This window comes from Clostridium estertheticum subsp. estertheticum, assembly GCF_001877035.1.
Lineage (GTDB): Bacteria > Bacillota > Clostridia > Clostridiales > Clostridiaceae > Clostridium_AD > Clostridium_AD estertheticum.
On record NZ_CP015756.1, the window covers coordinates 83,455 to 107,500 of the forward strand.

At 41.0% G+C, this 24,046-nt stretch carries 6 protein-coding genes, 1 tRNA gene and 9 rRNA genes (1 of these 16 cut by a window edge); 15 read left to right on the forward strand and 1 reads right to left on the reverse strand.

The annotated features are described in order from the left end of the window. Positions 1–34: 34 nt before the first annotated feature. Positions 35–346, forward strand: a complete 312-nt coding sequence (locus A7L45_RS00435; protein WP_152749565.1) for a hypothetical protein — start codon at positions 35–37, stop codon at positions 344–346. Positions 347–480: 134 nt separating this feature from the next. Further along, complete coding sequence (locus tag A7L45_RS00440) at positions 481–948, forward strand: VanZ family protein (protein ID WP_071610962.1); 468 nt, start codon at positions 481–483, stop codon at positions 946–948. Between the two features lie 832 nt (positions 949–1,780). Here the strand turns inward: A7L45_RS00440 and A7L45_RS00445 are convergent. Then, positions 1,781–3,781, reverse strand: coding sequence for a methyl-accepting chemotaxis protein (locus tag A7L45_RS00445; protein ID WP_071614806.1), 2,001 nt, complete (start codon positions 3,779–3,781; stop codon positions 1,781–1,783). A gap of 417 nt (positions 3,782–4,198) precedes the next feature. On the opposite strand from A7L45_RS00445, the gene A7L45_RS00450 reads away from it, so the two are divergent. The 13 genes from A7L45_RS00450 to A7L45_RS00510 all read left to right on the forward strand — a co-directional run. After that, a complete protein-coding gene (locus A7L45_RS00450) occupies positions 4,199–4,999 on the forward strand; it encodes a metalloprotease family protein (protein ID WP_071610963.1) in 801 nt (266 codons plus the stop codon). 221 nt (positions 5,000–5,220) lie between these two features. Beyond that, entirely contained in the window at positions 5,221–6,354 is a 1,134-nt protein-coding gene (locus A7L45_RS00455) for a pyridoxal-phosphate-dependent aminotransferase family protein (protein WP_071610964.1), read from the forward strand. A 553-nt stretch (positions 6,355–6,907) separates the two neighbouring features. Then, a 16S ribosomal RNA gene (locus tag A7L45_RS00460) occupies positions 6,908–8,421 on the forward strand. Between the two features lie 321 nt (positions 8,422–8,742). After that, a 23S ribosomal RNA gene (locus A7L45_RS00465) occupies positions 8,743–11,681 on the forward strand. A gap of 73 nt (positions 11,682–11,754) precedes the next feature. Continuing rightward, positions 11,755–11,871, forward strand: a 5S ribosomal RNA gene (rrf, locus tag A7L45_RS00470). Between the two features lie 754 nt (positions 11,872–12,625). After that, a 16S ribosomal RNA gene (locus tag A7L45_RS00475) occupies positions 12,626–14,139 on the forward strand. Between the two features lie 299 nt (positions 14,140–14,438). Continuing rightward, positions 14,439–17,377: ribosomal RNA gene (locus tag A7L45_RS00480) — 23S ribosomal RNA — on the forward strand. Between the two features lie 73 nt (positions 17,378–17,450). After that, positions 17,451–17,567: ribosomal RNA gene (rrf, locus tag A7L45_RS00485) — 5S ribosomal RNA — on the forward strand. Between the two features lie 870 nt (positions 17,568–18,437). Further along, positions 18,438–19,951 (forward strand): 16S ribosomal RNA (locus A7L45_RS00490). A 298-nt stretch (positions 19,952–20,249) separates the two neighbouring features. After that, positions 20,250–23,188: ribosomal RNA gene (locus A7L45_RS00495) — 23S ribosomal RNA — on the forward strand. 73 nt (positions 23,189–23,261) lie between these two features. Next, positions 23,262–23,378, forward strand: a 5S ribosomal RNA gene (rrf, locus tag A7L45_RS00500). The 16S, 23S and 5S rRNA genes sit together here with 1 tRNA gene alongside, the layout of an rRNA operon. Positions 23,379–23,384: 6 nt before the next feature. Beyond that, positions 23,385–23,460: transfer RNA gene (locus A7L45_RS00505), tRNA-Lys, on the forward strand. 177 nt (positions 23,461–23,637) lie between these two features. Then, positions 23,638–24,046, forward strand: partial view of a peptidylprolyl isomerase gene (locus A7L45_RS00510; RefSeq protein ID WP_071610965.1) — the 5' portion only. Its footprint extends 335 nt past the window's final position; 409 of the gene's 744 nt are visible here — the first part of the coding sequence; its start codon is at positions 23,638–23,640; its stop codon lies off the right edge, out of view.

Sequence of the window (24,046 nt, forward strand, 5' to 3'; positions counted from 1 at the left end):
TATAAATATATTATAATAGAAAGGGAGTTATAAATTGAAAATAAATGAATCACTAATATGTCCTAAATGTAATGGTAAAAACTTTGAAATAAAACATGAGGCCACTTTTGTTTATACATATAAAATAGACATAGTAAATGCAAGTATAGACAATGAAGAATCAGAAAATCTTCCTTTTTTATTTGATAATAGGGAACAGACTTGTTTTAAGGAATTTATAGAGTGTGATAAGTGTGGTACAAAATACCCTTGCTCTTTTGACAAATATAATCAAACCATAGATCTTACTATAATGAAAAAAGCAATAAGAGCAGATAATGTTAAAGAACCTGATTTCTTGGGATAAAATAATCATCCATTTTATAATGTATATATGTACATTCGTCTCAATTTCAAAATAGAATATTGACAAACTTATTCAATTAAACCATAATTAAATTCTTAAGCAAAAGGTAATTTGAACAATTAAGGGGCGATTATATGCGAAAAAAGCATTTGAATTGGATTTTAGTTATAGGGTGGATGATAATAATTTTCATATTTTCTAGTCAAGTAGGAGAGGTGTCAAATGAAAACAATAAATTTGTCATTTATGTATTCAACTTGCTTGGTCTAAATTTGAATAATATATTTGGAACTTTGAGTAATTTTATTGTTAGAAAAGCATCTCATTTTACTGAGTATTTTATTTTATATATGCTAATATATAGAGCAATGAATAAAGGTAAAAAGATAGATATGAAAATTTTTATTGCTTCAATATTAATAGTATTTCTATATGCATGCTCAGATGAATTTCATCAATCATTTGTTCCGGGAAGAGGACCCGCATTAAGGGATGTGATGGTAGATACATGTGGAGGACTTACAGCATTTTTATTTATCTATATTGTCACATTAAAAAAAAGACCTGCTCCACCAAATAAAGTCCTGACAAAATTAAAATAAAGTTTTGCTAAAAAGCTAATCGGCTCCACACTCGATTAGCTTTTTCCGCTTTTACCCCTACCTTTCCCTCGAAAAAATACCAGACAATTACCACGACTTAACGTCCCTCGAAACCATCCCGAAAGGGATAATGATAGGTTCAATAGCATGACATGAACTCATACAAACAAAGGCGTACATACGATTTATGAACAGAGAAGTAAACCTATAAATAGAAAGAAAATGAGATATAAAGATGGAAGAAAAGATGGACTCCTACGGAGAGTTTTGGGTGAAATAACGGTTGAAAAAAGAGCATGAAAAAGCGGGAAATGGAATTGAAGTAAAAGTTGAGAAAAGAAGTGAGTGTTTGCAAGGGTTAAGGGTGATTTGGTGGGCGATAAAAGCAAGACTTTATTAGAATTTTAATATAGATTTGATTCTGAATTTGATTTGTTGAGAGAGAAAAAGAGGGCTGAGAAGAAGAACTTTATTAAATTGGGTGACGGAGGAATCAGCGTTTGAGAGGTGTTTGGAGGCAGAACTTTATTAGAATCTAACATATATTCGTGTTACATTAAAAAAAAGACCTGCTTCTAATAAAGTTCTGACTAAATTAAAATAAAGTTCTGCTACAAAAGCTAATCGGAATACTACTCGATTAGCTTTTTATGTTTTTCTTATTATACATATTAATGTCTTTTGCAATATCAAGCAATGTAGAAATAAACACATGAATTATTTCATTTTTAATAAATAATTAAAAACAAATATAGTTATGAACATAGTTATACACAGTAGGACAATCAGATAGAGAGTAACTGTGGATAACTATAAGCTTATTGTTAGTATATTAGTTGATTTTGAACCTTTTTATTTCATTATCTAATTCTTCTGCTAATATTTGAAGCTCGCTTGAATGTTTCGTAAACTCTTCCATAGCGGCAGTTATTTCCTCAGTCGATGCATTTACTTGTTGCGTAGAAGAGGCGGTTTGTTCTGATATAGACGAAATATTTTCTATTTCAGATACTGTGGATTGCTTTTTCTCGTTTATATCAATAATTGATATTTTTACTTCATCAACTTTAGTGATCATTATTTCAATTGATTTTAGTATTTGACTAAATAGTTTTTTAGTTTGTACTACGGCTAGGTCTTGTTCATTTACTACAACTTCAGTTGATTTAATAGCAGTTAATGCTGCAATAGATTTTGTCTGTATACTTGCTATAATTTTCTTTATTTCCTCTGTTGAATGCTTTGATTGCTCGGCAAGTTTACTTATTTCTACAGCAACTACGGAAAATCCTTTACCTGCTTCACCGGCACGTGCAGATTCTATACTTGCGTTTAGTGATAAAAGATTAGTTTGTTCTGTAATACCTACTAATGTTTCAGAGATTATATCTATTTGTTTAGTACTCTCATTCATATCTTGTATTAAGGTATCAACTTCTTCGGTAGATAGCTTAGTTTTATTTGATTTCTCGATTAATGTATCTATCATAGATAGTCCTTTAGATCCTAATTTTTTAGTATCAATTGAAAGTATATCCATTTCGTTAGAATTAACACTAATTTTATCTAATCTATTTGATAAGTCATCCATAGCGGAAGATCCATCTTGAGCATTTTGAGCCTGTTGAGTTGCACCCATGGAAACTTGACCTATTGCACTTGCTACTTCACTGATTGCGGCGGTTACCTCTTCTGACATACTTGCAAGGGTTGTTGAAGTCTCGGATACTGTCTTGGATGAATTAGTAACATTGTTCATGATACCTGACATATTTTTCATCATTGAGTTAAAGGATGTAGCTAGATCTTTGAATTCATCTTTTGTAGAAGCAGTAATAGATACTGTTAAGTCTCCATCTGAGGCTTTAGTAAATACTTCCTTTAGCTTTTGAATATTATGAGCTATTCCTTTACTTAGTAACAATGATATAAATACAGAAATAATTCCCATTATTAATATAATTAGAAAAGTGGTTTTTAGGATAGACTTTGTATCACTAGTTAATTCACTCTCACTTAAGGGAGAGATTAATTTCCAACCTGTTAATTTATTTGTTACAAATACCCCGAATTTTTTTTCGCCATTATAATTATATTTAACAAAAGCATTATCTTGCGATTTAATGTTGTTCCAAATAGATAACTTAGAGGCCTCATTTGTTCCGATAAGGTCTTTTTTAGGATGAGATATAATATTACCTAAAGTATCAGATATAAACACATATCCAGTAGTCCCTACCTTTTTTGTGGACATTCGCTCTGCAAGTGTAGTTAGAGAACAATCCATTCCAACAACACCGACTACTTGTCCATCTTTCTCTACTGCGTGTACAATGGCAACAACAGTATTTCCAGTTACGTTATCTTTATATGGAGGAGTTATTATAACTTGACCTATATGGTCTATAGCCTGTTTATACCAAGAGCTCTTAGTTGAGTCATATCCATCAGGCATTTTTGCGATAGGATATGTAGCAAATTTGCCAGAAGCAGTTCCATAATACATATTAAGTATATCTTTATTGTTTTCTTTTACGCCTTTTAAAACGTCTGGTATATAATTGTAATTCTTACCTGTATCAACATTTATGAAGTCATAATTATTTGATGTCATTGATACCATATTAGCAAACCCATTAAAATAATCAGATAACCCATTATTTATTTCGGTAAGTGTTTGAGAACTTGTTACTGTAAGTTTTTTACTGAGAATTGATTTTGATTCAGTATAAGATCCAAAACCAGATATGATCAATGGAATAACACAAATGGATACTAAGCTAATAATTAATTTAGTGCGAATACTGTTCAGTTTAAAATTCTTGAATTTAATTTTAATTCCCCCTTTATAATATATAGAAATATACAATGTTGTTACTTAAAATAAATAAAATTTAATTTAATGTTTAATTCACTTAAATAAAAAAAGAAAACATACTAAAAGGTTTAGCTAATGAACTAAAAATCATCAATATAATTAATATTAAACTATAATTATACTTATTTTTCATTGTATCTAATTAATATCGTATTATAATTAAATAACTGAATACTGAAATAAAAGTAAATATGTTTTTGTATAGCATATTTTTGTTTTTTCACATTTATAATTATTTATTAGAGTAAGGTGGTGGTAATAGTAAGCTACAGTGTTATTATTGCTGTATAATTATGTTTAAGTTAATACATTGAAAAATGTGAGGTATGGTACTTAATATATAAAGCAAATAAAATTTGAAAGGGTGATTATATGAATACTTTAATAGACTTAATAATAAAGACGTGCCTAGATACAATATACATGACGGGAATGATAATTTTTGTGGGATTCATACTTGGATTTTTAAGGAATCATTCAATAGAAAATTTTCAAAGGAGTTTTGGGTGGAAGGCAGTAGCGACTACCGCGATTATAGGAGTTCCTATTCACGAACTTTCACATGCTATCTTGTGTCTTGTTTTTAGACATAAAATATCTAAATTGGTACTTTTACAAAGAAAAGATGAAAACGGAGTACTGGGTTATGTAAATCATGCATATAATCCTAATAGTATATACCAACAAACGGGTAACTTTTTTATAGGTATTGCACCTATATTTGGTGGGATATCAGCGATAATTGCTTTAATGTATATCATAATTCCTAAGACATACAATCAATTTATAAGTATATCTATGGTTAATATAAATATAACTAAAATAAATTCAGTTTCTTTAAATGGAATATTAAATTCTTACATTGATTTAATAAAGATAATTTTTTCAGTAACTAATTTTTCTAATCCATATTTTATATTGTTCTTATTCTTAGCTATCTGTATTTCATCTCATATATCGTTAAGTTCTGCAGATATTAAAGGGGCTTCTAAGGGGTTAATTGTAATATTTTTCATAGTACTTGCCCTTAATGTATTTGGATTTTCAAAGTTCGTTATGGCCCAAGGTTTATTAAAGTATAATATTATACTAATAGGGTTTCTTATAGTATCGTTAATCTTTTCTGGGATAACTTATCTTGTAAGTTTATTGTTACTATTAATAAAGCATTAATATATTATAAAGCACATGGAATTTTTCATGTGCTTTATTGTGGTTAAAAGATAATCGCATTAAGGAATCTATATAGACAATTTGTTGTATGGGAATAAAACATTTATAAGTTAAATGTCTTATTAATTAAGAATAGCGTATGGATACATTTTTTCAAATTACCTATTAGTGATATAATTTTATTATTGAAATATAAAGAATAGTATGAAGGAGTGAAAATGATGAAGGTATCTCAAATAATGACTCCAGGGCCTACACAAGTAAGAGAAAACGTAAGAATGGCTAGAGCTTTAGCTACTACAAATCCAGATTTAGATTTGCAGTTTTATGAATTTTATAAAGAAACTTGTGAGGAAATAGGACAGTTTTTAAAGACAAGTAATGAAGTTAGAATATTAAGCGGTGAGGGGATTTTAGGCCTTGAAGCTGCGTGTGCATCACTTACCGAAAATGGTGATAGGGTATTAGTGATTGATAATGGAATATTTGGAGAAGGGTTTGCTGATTTTGTTAAGATGTATGGTGGAGAGGTCGTTGTTTTTAAAGGGGATAGGAAGCGTGCAATAGATACTCAAAAATTAGGAAAATTCCTTGAAAAAGATCATGATTTCAAATATGCTACTGTAGTACATTGTGATACACCATCAGGAGTATTAAATGATATAGATAAGATATGTCATTTACTAAAAAGGATGAATATACTTACAGTAGTGGACAGTGTAGCTGGTATGGGTGGAGAAGAGGTAAGAGTAGATGAATGGAAAATAGATATAGTAATAGGTGCTTCGCAAAAATGTGTTTCAGCACCAGCAGGGCTTACATTTTTAAGTATAAGTGAAGAGGCATTTGAATCTATGGATCAAAGAAAGAAACCTATAGCTTCCTATTATTGTAATTTACTTATATGGAAAGATTATTACAAGAATAAGTGGTTCCCGTATACGCCACCAATAAGTGATATTGTTGGTCTAAGACAAGCTTTTGATAATATTAAAGAAGACACGGGAATACTTGAAAGACATAATTCTATTGCTAAAGCTACAAGGAAGGCTGTAAAGAAGGCGGGTCTTAGTTTATATATTGAAGAAGGATATTCTAATACTGTAACAGTTATAGAATTGCCTAAGGATATAAATGATAAAGTATTATTAAAATATATGGTTGATGAGTTTAATGTATTTATAGCTGGTTCATTTGGGTATTTACAGGGAAAAGTAATAAGGATAGGACATATGGGGGAAAATGCTAAAAGGGATAAAATGGCTTATACATTATTAGCATTACAATCATCGTTAAAGGAGCTTGGATTTGATTGTAAAACTAATATGGTCGAAGTTTTTCTAAGTGAGGTATAGAATAATAAAAGTTTATTTAATATTTTTGAAATAGGTAGTATAACTAATAAAATATTAAAGAATGTAAAATTTAGGTATGTTATTAATAGAATCATAGTATACCAGTCCTAGTGTATCAATGTGAAGGAAATGCGATAAACAATAGCATTATGAAGAATATTGCATATAATTAGCATACTTAAAGGATTATTGTAAGTGTGTCATATATGTATATGATAGAATACTCTTTGTCGTCACATACGAGTGGCACACTAACTAACTGTTAATTATACTTTATTAGATTTTAATTATAAATTTATTATAAAGAACTAGTTGACAAAACAAGAAAAACCTAGTATTATAGTAGAAGTCGTCACATGATGACAAGTTAAATTGGTCTTTGAAAATTAAACAGAGAAATAGGTAAAGAAATGAAATAATATTTTATTTTAACCAGTCAATTACTTTAGTAAAAGTAATATTTAGTCGTAAGACTAAAAGTATGTAATGAGCTTGCTAACCAACTTAACAGTTGGCGCAGATTAATTATTTCAACTAAAAAAGTGTAAACTTTTAAATTGAGAGTTTGATCCTGGCTCAGGACGAACGCTGGCGGCGTGCCTAACACATGCAAGTCGAGCGATGCGATCCTTCGGGGTCAATTAGCGGCGGACGGGTGAGTAACACGTGGGTAACCTGCCTCAAAGAGGGGAATAGCCTCCCGAAAGGGAGATTAATACCGCATAATATGTTTTGATCGCATGATCTTAACATCAAAGGAATTCTTCGGAATTTCACTTTGAGATGGACCCGCGGCGCATTAGCTAGTTGGTGAGGTAAAGGCCCACCAAGGCAACGATGCGTAGCCGACCTGAGAGGGTGATCGGCCACATTGGAACTGAGACACGGTCCAGACTCCTACGGGAGGCAGCAGTGGGGAATATTGCGCAATGGGGGAAACCCTGACGCAGCAACGCCGCGTGAATGATGAAGGCCTTCGGGTTGTAAAGTTCTGTCTTCTGGGACGATAATGACGGTACCAGAGGAGGAAGCCACGGCTAACTACGTGCCAGCAGCCGCGGTAATACGTAGGTGGCAAGCGTTGTCCGGATTTACTGGGCGTAAAGGATGCGTAGGCGGACATTTAAGTCAGATGTGAAATACCCGAGCTTAACTTGGGTGCTGCATTTGAAACTGGGTGTCTAGAGTGCAGGAGAGGTAAGTGGAATTCCTAGTGTAGCGGTGAAATGCGTAGAGATTAGGAAGAACACCAGTGGCGAAGGCGACTTACTGGACTGTAACTGACGCTGAGGCATGAAAGCGTGGGGAGCAAACAGGATTAGATACCCTGGTAGTCCACGCCGTAAACGATGAATACTAGGTGTCGGGGGTCGAACCTCGGTGCCGCCGTTAACACATTAAGTATTCCGCCTGGGGAGTACGATCGCAAGATTAAAACTCAAAGGAATTGACGGGGGCCCGCACAAGCAGCGGAGCATGTGGTTTAATTCGAAGCAACGCGAAGAACCTTACCTAGACTTGACATCCCTTGCATAACTCAGAGATGAGTGAAGTCCTTCGGGACAAGGTGACAGGTGGTGCATGGTTGTCGTCAGCTCGTGTCGTGAGATGTTGGGTTAAGTCCCGCAACGAGCGCAACCCTTATCATTAGTTGCTACCATTAAGTTGAGCACTCTAGTGAGACTGCCCGGGTTAACCGGGAGGAAGGTGGGGATGACGTCAAATCATCATGCCCCTTATGTCTAGGGCTACACACGTGCTACAATGGTGAGTACAAAGAGATGCAAGACCGCAAGGTGGAGCCAAACTCAAAAACTCATCCCAGTTCGGATTGTAGGCTGCAACTCGCCTACATGAAGCCGGAGTTGCTAGTAATCGCGAATCAGCATGTCGCGGTGAATACGTTCCCGGGCCTTGTACACACCGCCCGTCACACCATGAGAGTTGGTAACACCCGAAGTCCGTGAGGTAACCGTAAGGAGCCAGCGGCCGAAGGTGGGATCGATGATTGGGGTGAAGTCGTAACAAGGTAGCCGTAGGAGAACCTGCGGCTGGATCACCTCCTTTCTAGGGAGTAGATGTATTGACTTCGGTCGATGCAATAGAAGAATTTAATTATTCTTCAAAACATCTATTGTAATTACTCGTTCCTATTTCTCTGTTTAATTTTGAGAGACTAATATTGCTTAACTTTTACAAGTTAAGCAATTGATAGTTTTTCTTAAAATGTTCTTTGAAAATTGCACAGTGTATAAAGTTATTTTAAAAAGATTTAGATCCACCTTGCATATTGTAAAATACGAGTAAGTGGTTATAAGTTGATTTATTATGATTTCGCAAAATTAATATTAAGAAACAAAATAGTTTATGAAAATAAACAGAATCAAAGGTCAAGCTACAAAGGGCGCATGGCGAATGCCTTGGCACTAGGAGCCGAAGAAGGACGCGTTAAGCTGCGATAAGCTTTGGGTAGGCGCAAATAGCCTGTGATCCAAAGATTTCCGAATGGGGGAACCCACATAGTAACAACTATGTACTGCATACTGAATAAATAGGTATGCAGAGGTACACCCGGGGAACTGAAACATCTAAGTACCCGGAGGAAGAGAAAGAAATATCGATTTCCTAAGTAGCGGCGAGCGAAAGGGAAAGAGCCCAAACCTAAGTCTTTGACTTAGGGGTTGAGGATAGATCATAAATACTGTAATTCTTTAATTGAAGATAGCTGGAAAGCTGCTCCGCAGAAGGTAATAGGCCTGTAAATGAAAAGGAAGAACAGTCAGATCTAATCCAGAGTACCACGAGACACGTGAAACCTTGTGGGAAGCTGGGAGGACCACCTCCCAAGGCTAAATACTACCTAGTGACCGATAGTGAAGAAGTACCGTGAGGGAAAGGTGAAAAGAACCCCGGAAGGGGAGTGAAATAGAACCTGAAACCGTGTGCCTACAACCGGTCGAAGCACTTTTTATGTGTGACGGCGTGCTTTTTGTAGAACGAGCCAACGAGTTACGATATGTAGCAAGGTTAAGTACTTAAGGTACGGAGCCGAAGGGAAACCGAGTCTGAATAGGGCGTTCTAGTTGCATGTCGTAGACCCGAAACCGGGTGACCTATCCATGGCCAGGATGAAGCGGAAGTAAAATTCCGTGGAGGTCCGAACCACGTTGGTGTTGAAAAACCATGGGATGAGCTGTGGATAGCGGAGAAATTCCAATCGAACTCGGAGATAGCTGGTTCTCCTCGAAATAGCTTTAGGGCTAGCGTCGATTAATTGAGTAATGGAGGTAGAGCACTGAATGGGCTAGGGGCTGACAACAGTTACTGAACCCTATCAAACTCCGAATGCCATATACTTTTATTTCGGCAGTCAGACTGCGAATGATAAGATCCGTAGTCAAAAGGGAAACAGCCCAGACCATCAGCTAAGGTCCCAAAGTGTAAGTTAAGTGGAAAAGGATGTGGGATTTCTAAGACAACTAGGATGTTGGCTCAGAAGCAGCCACTCATTCAAAGAGTGCGTAATAGCTCACTAGTCAAGAGATCCTGCGCCGAAGATGTCCGGGGCTAAAACTTACCACCGAAGCTATGGGTTTACGCAATTGTGTAAGCGGTAGAGGAGCTTTCTGTACTGGCTGAAGTCATACCGTAAGGAGTGGTGGACGGTACAGAAGTGAGAATGTTGGCATGAGTAGCGAGAGTTAAGTGAGAATCTTAACGGTCGAAAACCTAAGGTTTCCTGAGGAAGGCTCGTCCTCTCAGGGTTAGTCGGGACCTAAGCCGAGGCCGAAAGGCGTAGGTGATGGACAATCGGTTGATATTCCGATACCACCAATGGACGTTATTAGAAATGGGATGACGCAGGAGGATAAGATGTGCACACTATTGGATGTGTGTCTAAGCATTTAGGCGGAGCAAGCAGGCAAATCCGTTTGCTCTTAACGCTGAGATGTAATGGGGAAGGCAATTTATTGCTGAAGTATCTGATTCCACGCTGCCAAGAAAAGTCTCTATCGAGGATATTGGTGCCCGTACCGCAAACCGACACAGGTAGGTGAGGAGAGAATCCTAAGACCATCGGAAGAATTACTGTTAAGGAACTCGGCAAATTGACCCCGTAACTTCGGGAGAAGGGGTGCCTACGTAAGTAGGTCGCAGAGAATAGGCCCAAGCAACTGTTTAGCAAAAACACAGGTCTCTGCTAAAGCGAAAGCTGATGTATAGGGGCTGACGCCTGCCCGGTGCTGGAAGGTTAAGGGGATTAGTTAGCTGAGAGCTTGCTCTCGGCGAGGCTATGAACTTAAGCCCCAGTAAACGGCGGCCGTAACTATAACGGTCCTAAGGTAGCGAAATTCCTTGTCGGGTAAGTTCCGACCCGCACGAATGGCGTAATGATTTGGGCACTGTCTCAACAGTACATCCGGCGAAATTGTAGTTCCAGTGAAGATGCTGGATACCCGCGATTGGACGGAAAGACCCCGTAGAGCTTTACTGTAGCTTAGCATTGAATTTCGGTATTGTCTGTACAGGATAGGTGGGAGACTAAGATACATGGGCGTCAGCCTGTGTGGAGTCATCCTTGGGATACCACCCTGACAGTACTGAGGTTCTAACTGGAGGCCATGAATCTGGTCACAGGACATTGTTAGGTGGGCAGTTTGACTGGGGCGGTCGCCTCCGAAAGAGTAACGGAGGCGCCCAAAGGTTCCCTCAGCGCGGTTGGAAATCGCGCGAAGAGTGCAAAGGCAGAAGGGAGCCTGACTGCGACACTTACAAGTGGAGCAGGGACGAAAGTCGGGCTTAGTGATCCGGTGGTACCTCGTGGGAGGGCCATCGCTCAACGGATAAAAGCTACCTCGGGGATAACAGGCTGATCTCCCCCAAGAGTCCACATCGACGGGGAGGTTTGGCACCTCGATGTCGGCTCGTCGCATCCTGGGGCTGAAGTAGGTCCCAAGGGTTGGGCTGTTCGCCCATTAAAGCGGCACGCGAGCTGGGTTCAGAACGTCGTGAGACAGTTCGGTCCCTATCCGTCGCGGGCGTAGGAAATTTGAAGGGAGCTGTCCTTAGTACGAGAGGACCGGGATGGACAAACCTCTGGTGCACCAGTTGTCACGCCAGTGGCATCGCTGGGTAGCTATGTTTGGAAGGGATAAACGCTGAAAGCATCTAAGCGTGAAGCCCACCCTAAGATGAGATTTCCCATTGTCCACACGTAAGTGTGGTGCAAGTAAGACTCCTGGAAGACCACCAGGTTGATAGGTTAGAGGTGTAAGCATGGTAACATGTTCAGCTGACTAATACTAATAAGTCGAGGGCTTGACCAAGATAACATAAGTAACAATTAATATTAATAATGCGATAATACTGTGCAATTTTGAGAGAATATTTATATTCTCATCTGGTGATTATGGCCTGAAGGTAACACCCGTTCCCATACCGAACACGAAGGTTAAGCTTCAATGCGCCGATGGTACTGCAGGGGTGACCTTGTGGAAGAGTAGGTTGTCGCCAGGTTACAAAAAACTACTAAGTATAACTTAGTAGTTTTATTTTGCGTTAATATAACTTGGTATTGAAATGCTTTAACGCCAATATTAATTTGAGGGATATATTAAATCATCCGTAGCTTGTGTATTAGTCCAAATTAGTAAGGATGTTGATTGAAATTTGAGAAAATTATGGAATAAAATAAAACAAAAATATGATAATCATCATCGTATCTGAAGTGTTTTGAATATTTTGGTACCTATCAGAGTATAAAATTAAAGAAATATATTGCTATTATTAATACGACAATACTGAAATATTGTATATACTTATCCATGTGTATCATAACGCTAAATATTGAATTATATAGATATATATGTAGAAATATGGAGTTAATCTTCTTAGACTGTATTTATGGTAAAATTGTAATGTTTTTTATATGATAGAATACTCCTTGTCGTCACATACGAGTGACACATTAAACTAACTGACAATTACAATTTAATAACTTTCAGATGAAAATTTATTTTTAAGAAGTAGTTGACAAAACAAGAAAAACCTAGTATTATAGTAGAAGTCGTCACATGATGACAAAGCAAATTGGTCTTTGAAAATTAAACAGAGAAATAGGTAAAGAAATGAAATAATATTTTATTTTAACCAGTCAATTACTTTAGTAAAAGTAATATTTAGTCGTAAGACTAAAAGTATGTAATGAGCTTGCTAACCAACTTAACAGTTGGCGCAGATTAATTATTTCAACTAAAAAAGTGTAAACTTTTAAATTGAGAGTTTGATCCTGGCTCAGGACGAACGCTGGCGGCGTGCCTAACACATGCAAGTCGAGCGATGCGATCCTTCGGGATCAATTAGCGGCGGACGGGTGAGTAACACGTGGGTAACCTGCCTCAAAGAGGGGAATAGCCTCCCGAAAGGGAGATTAATACCGCATAATATGTTTTGATCGCATGATCTTAACATCAAAGGAATTTTTCGGAATTTCACTTTGAGATGGACCCGCGGCGCATTAGCTAGTTGGTGAGGTAAAGGCCCACCAAGGCAACGATGCGTAGCCGACCTGAGAGGGTGATCGGCCACATTGGAACTGAGACACGGTCCAGACTCCTACGGGAGGCAGCAGTGGGGAATATTGCGCAATGGGGGAAACCCTGACGCAGCAACGCCGCGTGAATGATGAAGGCCTTCGGGTTGTAAAGTTCTGTCTTCTGGGACGATAATGACGGTACCAGAGGAGGAAGCCACGGCTAACTACGTGCCAGCAGCCGCGGTAATACGTAGGTGGCAAGCGTTGTCCGGATTTACTGGGCGTAAAGGATGCGTAGGCGGACATTTAAGTCAGATGTGAAATACCCGAGCTTAACTTGGGTGCTGCATTTGAAACTGGGTGTCTAGAGTGCAGGAGAGGTAAGTGGAATTCCTAGTGTAGCGGTGAAATGCGTAGAGATTAGGAAGAACACCAGTGGCGAAGGCGACTTACTGGACTGTAACTGACGCTGAGGCATGAAAGCGTGGGGAGCAAACAGGATTAGATACCCTGGTAGTCCACGCCGTAAACGATGAATACTAGGTGTCGGGGGTCGAACCTCGGTGCCGCCGTTAACACATTAAGTATTCCGCCTGGGGAGTACGATCGCAAGATTAAAACTCAAAGGAATTGACGGGGGCCCGCACAAGCAGCGGAGCATGTGGTTTAATTCGAAGCAACGCGAAGAACCTTACCTAGACTTGACATCCCTTGCATAACTCAGAGATGAGTGAAGTCCTTCGGGACAAGGTGACAGGTGGTGCATGGTTGTCGTCAGCTCGTGTCGTGAGATGTTGGGTTAAGTCCCGCAACGAGCGCAACCCTTATCATTAGTTGCTACCATTAAGTTGAGCACTCTAGTGAGACTGCCCGGGTTAACCGGGAGGAAGGTGGGGATGACGTCAAATCATCATGCCCCTTATGTCTAGGGCTACACACGTGCTACAATGGTGAGTACAAAGAGATGCAAGACCGCAAGGTGGAGCCAAACTCAAAAACTCATCCCAGTTCGGATTGTAGGCTGCAACTCGCCTACATGAAGCCGGAGTTGCTAGTAATCGCGAATCAGCATGTCGCGGTGAATACGTTCCCGGGCCTTGTACACACCGCCCGTCACACCATGAGAGTTGGTAACACCCGAAGTCCGTGAGGTAACCGTAAGGAGCCAGCGGCCGAAGGTGGGATCGATGATTGGGGTGAAGTCGTAACAAGGTAGCCGTAGGAGAACCTGCGGCTGGATCACCTCCTTTCTAGGGAGTAGATGTATTGACTTCGGTCGATGCAATAGAAGAATTTAATTATTCTTCAAAATATCTATTGTAATTACTCGTTCCTATTTCTCTGTTTAATTTTGAGAGACTAATTATATTAACTCTTAGGAGCTAATTAATTAATAGTTTTTCTTAAAATGTTCTTTGAAAATTGCACAGTGTATAAAGTTATTTTAAAAAGATTTAGATCCACGAGAGTGGTTATAGGTTAATTTATTATGATTTCGCAAAATTAATATTAAGAAACAAAATAGTTTATGAAAATAAACAGAATCAAAGGTCAAGCTACAAAGGGCGCATGGCGAATGCCTTGGCACTAGGAGCCGAAGAAGGACGCGTTAAGCTGCGATAAGCTTTGGGTAGGCGCAAATAGCCTGTGATCCAAAGATTTCCGAATGGGGGAACCCACATAGTAACAACTATGTACTGCATACTGAATAAATAGGTATGCAGAGGTACACCCGGGGAACTGAAACATCTAAGTACCCGGAGGAAGAGAAAGAAATATCGATTTCCTAAGTAGCGGCGAGCGAAAGGGAATGAGCCCAAACCTAAGTCTTTGACTTAGGGGTTGAGGATAGATCATAAATACTGCAATTCTTTAATTGAAGATAGCTGGAAAGCTGCTCCGCAGAAGGTAATAGGCCTGTAAATGAAAAGGAAGAACAGTCAGATCTAATCCAGAGTACCACGAGACACGTGAAACCTTGTGGGAAGCTGGGAGGACCACCTCCCAAGGCTAAATACTACCTAGTGACCGATAGTGAAGAAGTACCGTGAGGGAAAGGTGAAAAGAACCCCGGAAGGGGAGTGAAATAGAACCTGAAACCGTGTGCCTACAACCGGTCGAAGCACTTTTTATGTGTGACGGCGTGCTTTTTGTAGAACGAGCCAACGAGTTACGATATGTAGCAAGGTTAAGTACTTAAGGTACGGAGCCGAAGGGAAACCGAGTCTGAATAGGGCGTTCTAGTTGCATGTCGTAGACCCGAAACCGGGTGACCTATCCATGGCCAGGATGAAGCGGAAGTAAAATTCCGTGGAGGTCCGAACCACGTTGGTGTTGAAAAACCATGGGATGAGCTGTGGATAGCGGAGAAATTCCAATCGAACTCGGAGATAGCTGGTTCTCCTCGAAATAGCTTTAGGGCTAGCGTCGATTAATTGAGTAATGGAGGTAGAGCACTGAATGGGCTAGGGGCTGACAACAGTTACTGAACCCTATCAAACTCCGAATGCCATATACTTTTATTTCGGCAGTCAGACTGCGAATGATAAGATCCGTAGTCAAAAGGGAAACAGCCCAGACCATCAGCTAAGGTCCCAAAGTGTAAGTTAAGTGGAAAAGGATGTGGGATTTCTAAGACAACTAGGATGTTGGCTCAGAAGCAGCCACTCATTCAAAGAGTGCGTAATAGCTCACTAGTCAAGAGATCCTGCGCCGAAGATGTCCGGGGCTAAAACTTACCACCGAAGCTATGGGTTTACACAATTGTGTAAGCGGTAGAGGAGCTTTCTGTACTGGCTGAAGTCATACCGTAAGGAGTGGTGGACGGTACAGAAGTGAGAATGTTGGCATGAGTAGCGAGAGTTAAGTGAGAATCTTAACGGTCGAAAACCTAAGGTTTCCTGAGGAAGGCTCGTCCTCTCAGGGTTAGTCGGGACCTAAGCCGAGGCCGAAAGGCGTAGGTGATGGACAATCGGTTGATATTCCGATACCACCAATGGACGTTATTAGAAATGGGATGACGCAGGAGGATAAGATGTGCACACTATTGGATGTGTGTCTAAGCATTTAGGCGGAGCAAGCAGGCAAATCCGTTTGCTCTTAACGCTGAGATGTAATGGGGAAGGCAATTTATTGCTGAAGTATCTGATTCCACGCTGCCAAGAAAAGTCTCTATCGAGGATATTGGTGCCCGTACCGCAAACCGACACAGGTAGGTGAGGAGAGAATCCTAAGACCATCGGAAGAATTACTGTTAAGGAACTCGGCAAATTGACCCCGTAACTTCGGGAGAAGGGGTGCCTACGTAAGTAGGTCGCAGAGAATAGGCCCAAGCAACTGTTTAGCAAAAACACAGGTCTCTGCTAAAGCGAAAGCTGATGTATAGGGGCTGACGCCTGCCCGGTGCTGGAAGGTTAAGGGGATTAGTTAGCTGAGAGCTTGCTCTCGGCGAGGCTATGAACTTAAGCCCCAGTAAACGGCGGCCGTAACTATAACGGTCCTAAGGTAGCGAAATTCCTTGTCGGGTAAGTTCCGACCCGCACGAATGGCGTAATGATTTGGGCACTGTCTCAACAGTACATCCGGCGAAATTGTAGTTCCAGTGAAGATGCTGGATACCCGCGATTGGACGGAAAGACCCCGTAGAGCTTTACTGTAGCTTAGCATTGAATTTCGGTATTGTCTGTACAGGATAGGTGGGAGACTAAGATACATGGGCGTCAGCCTGTGTGGAGTCATCCTTGGGATACCACCCTGACAGTACTGAGGTTCTAACTGGAGGCCATGAATCTGGTCACAGGACATTGTTAGGTGGGCAGTTTGACTGGGGCGGTCGCCTCCGAAAGAGTAACGGAGGCGCCCAAAGGTTCCCTCAGCGCGGTTGGAAATCGCGCGAAGAGTGCAAAGGCAGAAGGGAGCCTGACTGCGACACTTACAAGTGGAGCAGGGACGAAAGTCGGGCTTAGTGATCCGGTGGTACCTCGTGGGAGGGCCATCGCTCAACGGATAAAAGCTACCTCGGGGATAACAGGCTGATCTCCCCCAAGAGTCCACATCGACGGGGAGGTTTGGCACCTCGATGTCGGCTCGTCGCATCCTGGGGCTGAAGTAGGTCCCAAGGGTTGGGCTGTTCGCCCATTAAAGCGGCACGCGAGCTGGGTTCAGAACGTCGTGAGACAGTTCGGTCCCTATCCGTCGCGGGCGTAGGAAATTTGAAGGGAGCTGTCCTTAGTACGAGAGGACCGGGATGGACAAACCTCTGGTGCACCAGTTGTCACGCCAGTGGCATCGCTGGGTAGCTATGTTTGGAAGGGATAAACGCTGAAAGCATCTAAGCGTGAAGCCCACCCTAAGATGAGATTTCCCATTGTCCACACGTAAGTGTGGTGCAAGTAAGACTCCTGGAAGACCACCAGGTTGATAGGTTAGAGGTGTAAGCATGGTAACATGTTCAGCTGACTAATACTAATAAGTCGAGGGCTTGACCAAGATAACATAAGTAACAATTAATATTAATAATGCGATAATACTGTGCAATTTTGAGAGAATATTTATATTCTCATCTGGTGATTATGGCCTGAAGGTAACACCCGTTCCCATACCGAACACGAAGGTTAAGCTTCAATGCGCCGATGGTACTGCAGGGGTGACCTTGTGGAAGAGTAGGTTGTCGCCAGGTTACAAAAAACTACTAAGTATAACTTAGTAGTTTTATTTTGCGTTAATATAACTTGGTATTGAAATACTTTAACGCCAATATTAATTTGAGGGATATATTAAATCATCTCTCGGGGAGATGCAACAGCTCCGAAGACGATGCATTGACGACTTAAGAAGGAGATTTGTACATTTGCAGTTCCCTGAAGTAGGTAACTCTTATTTATAGAAATGAAAATCTTAATCACTTAATCATCCGTAGCTTGTGTATTAGTCCAAATTAGTAAGTTGTTGATTGAAATTTGAGAAAATTATGGAATAAAGTAAAACAAAAATATGATAATAATCAGCGTTTTGAACATTTTGGTACCTACCACAGTATAAAATTAAACAAATATATTGCTATTAGTAATACTACAATACTGTAATATTGTATATACTTATCCATGTGTATCATAACGCTAGATATTGAATTATATAGATATAGATGTAGAAATATGGAGTTAATCTTCTTAGACTGTGTTTATGGTAAAATTGTAATGTTTTTTATATGATAGAATACTCCTTGTCGTCACATACGAATGACACATTAAACTAACTGACAATTACAATTTAATAACTTTCAGATGAAAATTTATTTTAAAGAAGTAGTTGACAAAACAAGAAAAACCTAGTATTATAGTAGAAGTCGTCACATGATGACAAAGCAAATTGGTCTTTGAAAATTAAACAGAGAAATAGGTAAAGAAATGAAATAATATTTTATTTTAACCAGTCAATTACTTTAGTAAAAGTAATATTTAGTCGTAAGACTAAAAGTATGTAATGAGCTTGCTAACCAACTTAACAGTTGGCGCAGATTAATTATTTCAACTAAAAAAGTGTAAACTTTTAAATTGAGAGTTTGATCCTGGCTCAGGACGAACGCTGGCGGCGTGCCTAACACATGCAAGTCGAGCGATGCGATCCTTCGGGGTCAATTAGCGGCGGACGGGTGAGTAACACGTGGGTAACCTGCCTCAAAGAGGGGAATAGCCTCCCGAAAGGGAGATTAATACCGCATAATATGTTTTGATCGCATGATCTTAACATCAAAGGAATTTTTCGGAATTTCACTTTGAGATGGACCCGCGGCGCATTAGCTAGTTGGTGAGGTAAAGGCCCACCAAGGCAACGATGCGTAGCCGACCTGAGAGGGTGATCGGCCACATTGGAACTGAGACACGGTCCAGACTCCTACGGGAGGCAGCAGTGGGGAATATTGCGCAATGGGGGAAACCCTGACGCAGCAACGCCGCGTGAATGATGAAGGCCTTCGGGTTGTAAAGTTCTGTCTTCTGGGACGATAATGACGGTACCAGAGGAGGAAGCCACGGCTAACTACGTGCCAGCAGCCGCGGTAATACGTAGGTGGCAAGCGTTGTCCGGATTTACTGGGCGTAAAGGATGCGTAGGCGGACATTTAAGTCAGATGTGAAATACCCGAGCTTAACTTGGGTGCTGCATTTGAAACTGGGTGTCTAGAGTGCAGGAGAGGTAAGTGGAATTCCTAGTGTAGCGGTGAAATGCGTAGAGATTAGGAAGAACACCAGTGGCGAAGGCGACTTACTGGACTGTAACTGACGCTGAGGCATGAAAGCGTGGGGAGCAAACAGGATTAGATACCCTGGTAGTCCACGCCGTAAACGATGAATACTAGGTGTCGGGGGTCGAACCTCGGTGCCGCCGTTAACACATTAAGTATTCCGCCTGGGGAGTACGATCGCAAGATTAAAACTCAAAGGAATTGACGGGGGCCCGCACAAGCAGCGGAGCATGTGGTTTAATTCGAAGCAACGCGAAGAACCTTACCTAGACTTGACATCCCTTGCATAACTCAGAGATGAGTGAAGTCCTTCGGGACAAGGTGACAGGTGGTGCATGGTTGTCGTCAGCTCGTGTCGTGAGATGTTGGGTTAAGTCCCGCAACGAGCGCAACCCTTATCATTAGTTGCTACCATTAAGTTGAGCACTCTAGTGAGACTGCCCGGGTTAACCGGGAGGAAGGTGGGGATGACGTCAAATCATCATGCCCCTTATGTCTAGGGCTACACACGTGCTACAATGGTGAGTACAAAGAGATGCAAGACCGCAAGGTGGAGCCAAACTCAAAAACTCATCCCAGTTCGGATTGTAGGCTGCAACTCGCCTACATGAAGCCGGAGTTGCTAGTAATCGCGAATCAGCATGTCGCGGTGAATACGTTCCCGGGCCTTGTACACACCGCCCGTCACACCATGAGAGTTGGTAACACCCGAAGTCCGTGAGGTAACCGTAAGGAGCCAGCGGCCGAAGGTGGGATCGATGATTGGGGTGAAGTCGTAACAAGGTAGCCGTAGGAGAACCTGCGGCTGGATCACCTCCTTTCTAGGGAGTAGATGTATTGACTTCGGTCGATGCAATAGAAGAATTTAATTATTCTTCAAAATATCTATTGTAATTACTCGTTCCTATTTCTCTGTTTAATTTTGAGAGACTAATTATATTAACTCTTAGGAGCTAATTAATTAATAGTTTTTCTTAAAATGTTCTTTGAAAATTGCACAGTGTATAAATTGTTTTAAAAAGATTTAGATCCACGAGAGTGGTTATAGGTTAATTTATTATGATTTCGCAAAATTAATATTAAGAAACAAAATAGTTTATGAAAATAAACAGAATCAAAGGTCAAGCTACAAAGGGCGCATGGCGAATGCCTTGGCACTAGGAGCCGAAGAAGGACGCGTTAAGCTGCGATAAGCTTTGGGTAGGCGCAAATAGCCTGTGATCCAAAGATTTCCGAATGGGGGAACCCACATAGTAACAACTATGTACTGCATACTGAATAAATAGGTATGCAGAGGTACACCCGGGGAACTGAAACATCTAAGTACCCGGAGGAAGAGAAAGAAATATCGATTTCCTAAGTAGCGGCGAGCGAAAGGGAATGAGCCCAAACCTAAGTCTTTGACTTAGGGGTTGAGGATAGATCATAAATACTGCAATTCTTTAATTGAAGATAGCTGGAAAGCTGCTCCGCAGAAGGTAATAGGCCTGTAAATGAAAAGGAAGAACAGTCAGATCTAATCCAGAGTACCACGAGACACGTGAAACCTTGTGGGAAGCTGGGAGGACCACCTCCCAAGGCTAAATACTACCTAGTGACCGATAGTGAAGAAGTACCGTGAGGGAAAGGTGAAAAGAACCCCGGAAGGGGAGTGAAATAGAACCTGAAACCGTGTGCCTACAACCGGTCGAAGCACTTTTTATGTGTGACGGCGTGCTTTTTGTAGAACGAGCCAACGAGTTACGATATGTAGCAAGGTTAAGTACTTAAGGTACGGAGCCGAAGGGAAACCGAGTCTGAATAGGGCGTTCTAGTTGCATGTCGTAGACCCGAAACCGGGTGACCTATCCATGGCCAGGATGAAGCGGAAGTAAAATTCCGTGGAGGTCCGAACCACGTTGGTGTTGAAAAACCATGGGATGAGCTGTGGATAGCGGAGAAATTCCAATCGAACTCGGAGATAGCTGGTTCTCCTCGAAATAGCTTTAGGGCTAGCGTCGATTAATTGAGTAATGGAGGTAGAGCACTGAATGGGCTAGGGGCTGACAACAGTTACTGAACCCTATCAAACTCCGAATGCCATATACTTTTATTTCGGCAGTCAGACTGCGAATGATAAGATCCGTAGTCAAAAGGGAAACAGCCCAGACCATCAGCTAAGGTCCCAAAGTGTAAGTTAAGTGGAAAAGGATGTGGGATTTCTAAGACAACTAGGATGTTGGCTCAGAAGCAGCCACTCATTCAAAGAGTGCGTAATAGCTCACTAGTCAAGAGATCCTGCGCCGAAGATGTCCGGGGCTAAAACTTACCACCGAAGCTATGGGTTTACACAATTGTGTAAGCGGTAGAGGAGCTTTCTGTACTGGCTGAAGTCATACCGTAAGGAGTGGTGGACGGTACAGAAGTGAGAATGTTGGCATGAGTAGCGAGAGTTAAGTGAGAATCTTAACGGTCGAAAACCTAAGGTTTCCTGAGGAAGGCTCGTCCTCTCAGGGTTAGTCGGGACCTAAGCCGAGGCCGAAAGGCGTAGGTGATGGACAATCGGTTGATATTCCGATACCACCAATGGACGTTATTAGAAATGGGATGACGCAGGAGGATAAGATGTGCACACTATTGGATGTGTGTCTAAGCATTTAGGCGGAGCAAGCAGGCAAATCCGTTTGCTCTTAACGCTGAGATGTAATGGGGAAGGCAATTTATTGCTGAAGTATCTGATTCCACGCTGCCAAGAAAAGTCTCTATCGAGGATATTGGTGCCCGTACCGCAAACCGACACAGGTAGGTGAGGAGAGAATCCTAAGACCATCGGAAGAATTACTGTTAAGGAACTCGGCAAATTGACCCCGTAACTTCGGGAGAAGGGGTGCCTACGTAAGTAGGTCGCAGAGAATAGGCCCAAGCAACTGTTTAGCAAAAACACAGGTCTCTGCTAAAGCGAAAGCTGATGTATAGGGGCTGACGCCTGCCCGGTGCTGGAAGGTTAAGGGGATTAGTTAGCTGAGAGCTTGCTCTTGGCGAGGCTATGAACTTAAGCCCCAGTAAACGGCGGCCGTAACTATAACGGTCCTAAGGTAGCGAAATTCCTTGTCGGGTAAGTTCCGACCCGCACGAATGGCGTAATGATTTGGGCACTGTCTCAACAGTACATCCGGCGAAATTGTAGTTCCAGTGAAGATGCTGGATACCCGCGATTGGACGGAAAGACCCCGTAGAGCTTTACTGTAGCTTAGCATTGAATTTCGGTATTGTCTGTACAGGATAGGTGGGAGACTAAGATACATGGGCGTCAGCCTGTGTGGAGTCATCCTTGGGATACCACCCTGACAGTACTGAGGTTCTAACTGGAGGCCATGAATCTGGTCACAGGACATTGTTAGGTGGGCAGTTTGACTGGGGCGGTCGCCTCCGAAAGAGTAACGGAGGCGCCCAAAGGTTCCCTCAGCGCGGTTGGAAATCGCGCGAAGAGTGCAAAGGCAGAAGGGAGCCTGACTGCGACACTTACAAGTGGAGCAGGGACGAAAGTCGGGCTTAGTGATCCGGTGGTACCTCGTGGGAGGGCCATCGCTCAACGGATAAAAGCTACCTCGGGGATAACAGGCTGATCTCCCCCAAGAGTCCACATCGACGGGGAGGTTTGGCACCTCGATGTCGGCTCGTCGCATCCTGGGGCTGAAGTAGGTCCCAAGGGTTGGGCTGTTCGCCCATTAAAGCGGCACGCGAGCTGGGTTCAGAACGTCGTGAGACAGTTCGGTCCCTATCCGTCGCGGGCGTAGGAAATTTGAAGGGAGCTGTCCTTAGTACGAGAGGACCGGGATGGACAAACCTCTGGTGCACCAGTTGTCACGCCAGTGGCATCGCTGGGTAGCTATGTTTGGAAGGGATAAACGCTGAAAGCATCTAAGCGTGAAGCCCACCCTAAGATGAGATTTCCCATTGTCCACACGTAAGTGTGGTGCAAGTAAGACTCCTGGAAGACCACCAGGTTGATAGGTTAGAGGTGTAAGCATGGTAACATGTTCAGCTGACTAATACTAATAAGTCGAGGGCTTGACCAAGATAACATAAGTAACAATTAATATTAATAATGCGATAATACTGTGCAATTTTCAGAGAATATTTATATTCTCATCTGGTGATTATGGCATGAAGGTAACACCCGTTTCCATACCGAACACGAAGGTTAAGCTTCAATGCGCCGATGGTACTGCAGGGGTGACCTTGTGGAAGAGTAGGTTGTCGCCAGGTAAACATGGTTTACTAGCTCAGTTGGTAGAGCACATGACTTTTAATCATGGTGTCCGGAGTTCGATTCTCCGGTAAGCCACCAAAAAAAGCACTTTTATATAAAGTGTTTTTTTTGTTTTGTAAATTTAAAGGAGATTTTAGAAGCTTTTAATTAAGCTATTATGATGAAAAGAAATATATAGATTTTGCTTTTTTATGGTTTTATGTTATTATGAAACCATAAAAAAAATGCTTATAATAAATTTTAAGGAGATTAATTATGGAAAATAAAGTTTTAGCTATAGTAAATGGAAGTAAAATAACTGAAAAAGATATAAAAAGGTCATTGTTGAGATTCCCACAGGAGACACAAGACCACTATAAAACAGAAGAAGGTAAAAAAGAGTTTTTAGACCAAATGATAAATTTTGAATTAATATACAACTATGCACTTGACGGTGATATGAAGAATGATGAAGATTATATAGAGCAAATGCATCTAATTGAAAAAGATATTTTAATACAAACAGGTGTAAAAAATATAATGTCAGATATAAATATAACTGAAGAAGAGATTGAAAATTATTATAAAGAAAATATTCAGATGTTCAAAAGTGAGGAGACTGCATCGGCTAAACATATATTAGTTGATACTTTGGAGCAAATGAAGGAGATTAAATTAGAAATAA

Excerpts from the sequence above, each read along its gene's own strand:
- A7L45_RS00440 (WP_071610962.1), top strand. The coding sequence starts at position 481 with ATGCGAAAAAAGCATTTGAATTGGATTTTAGTTATAGGGTGGATGATA.
- A7L45_RS00455 (WP_071610964.1), top strand. The coding sequence starts at position 5,221 with ATGAAGGTATCTCAAATAATGACTCCAGGGCCTACACAAGTAAGAGAA.
- A7L45_RS00450 (WP_071610963.1), top strand. The coding sequence starts at position 4,199 with ATGAATACTTTAATAGACTTAATAATAAAGACGTGCCTAGATACAATA.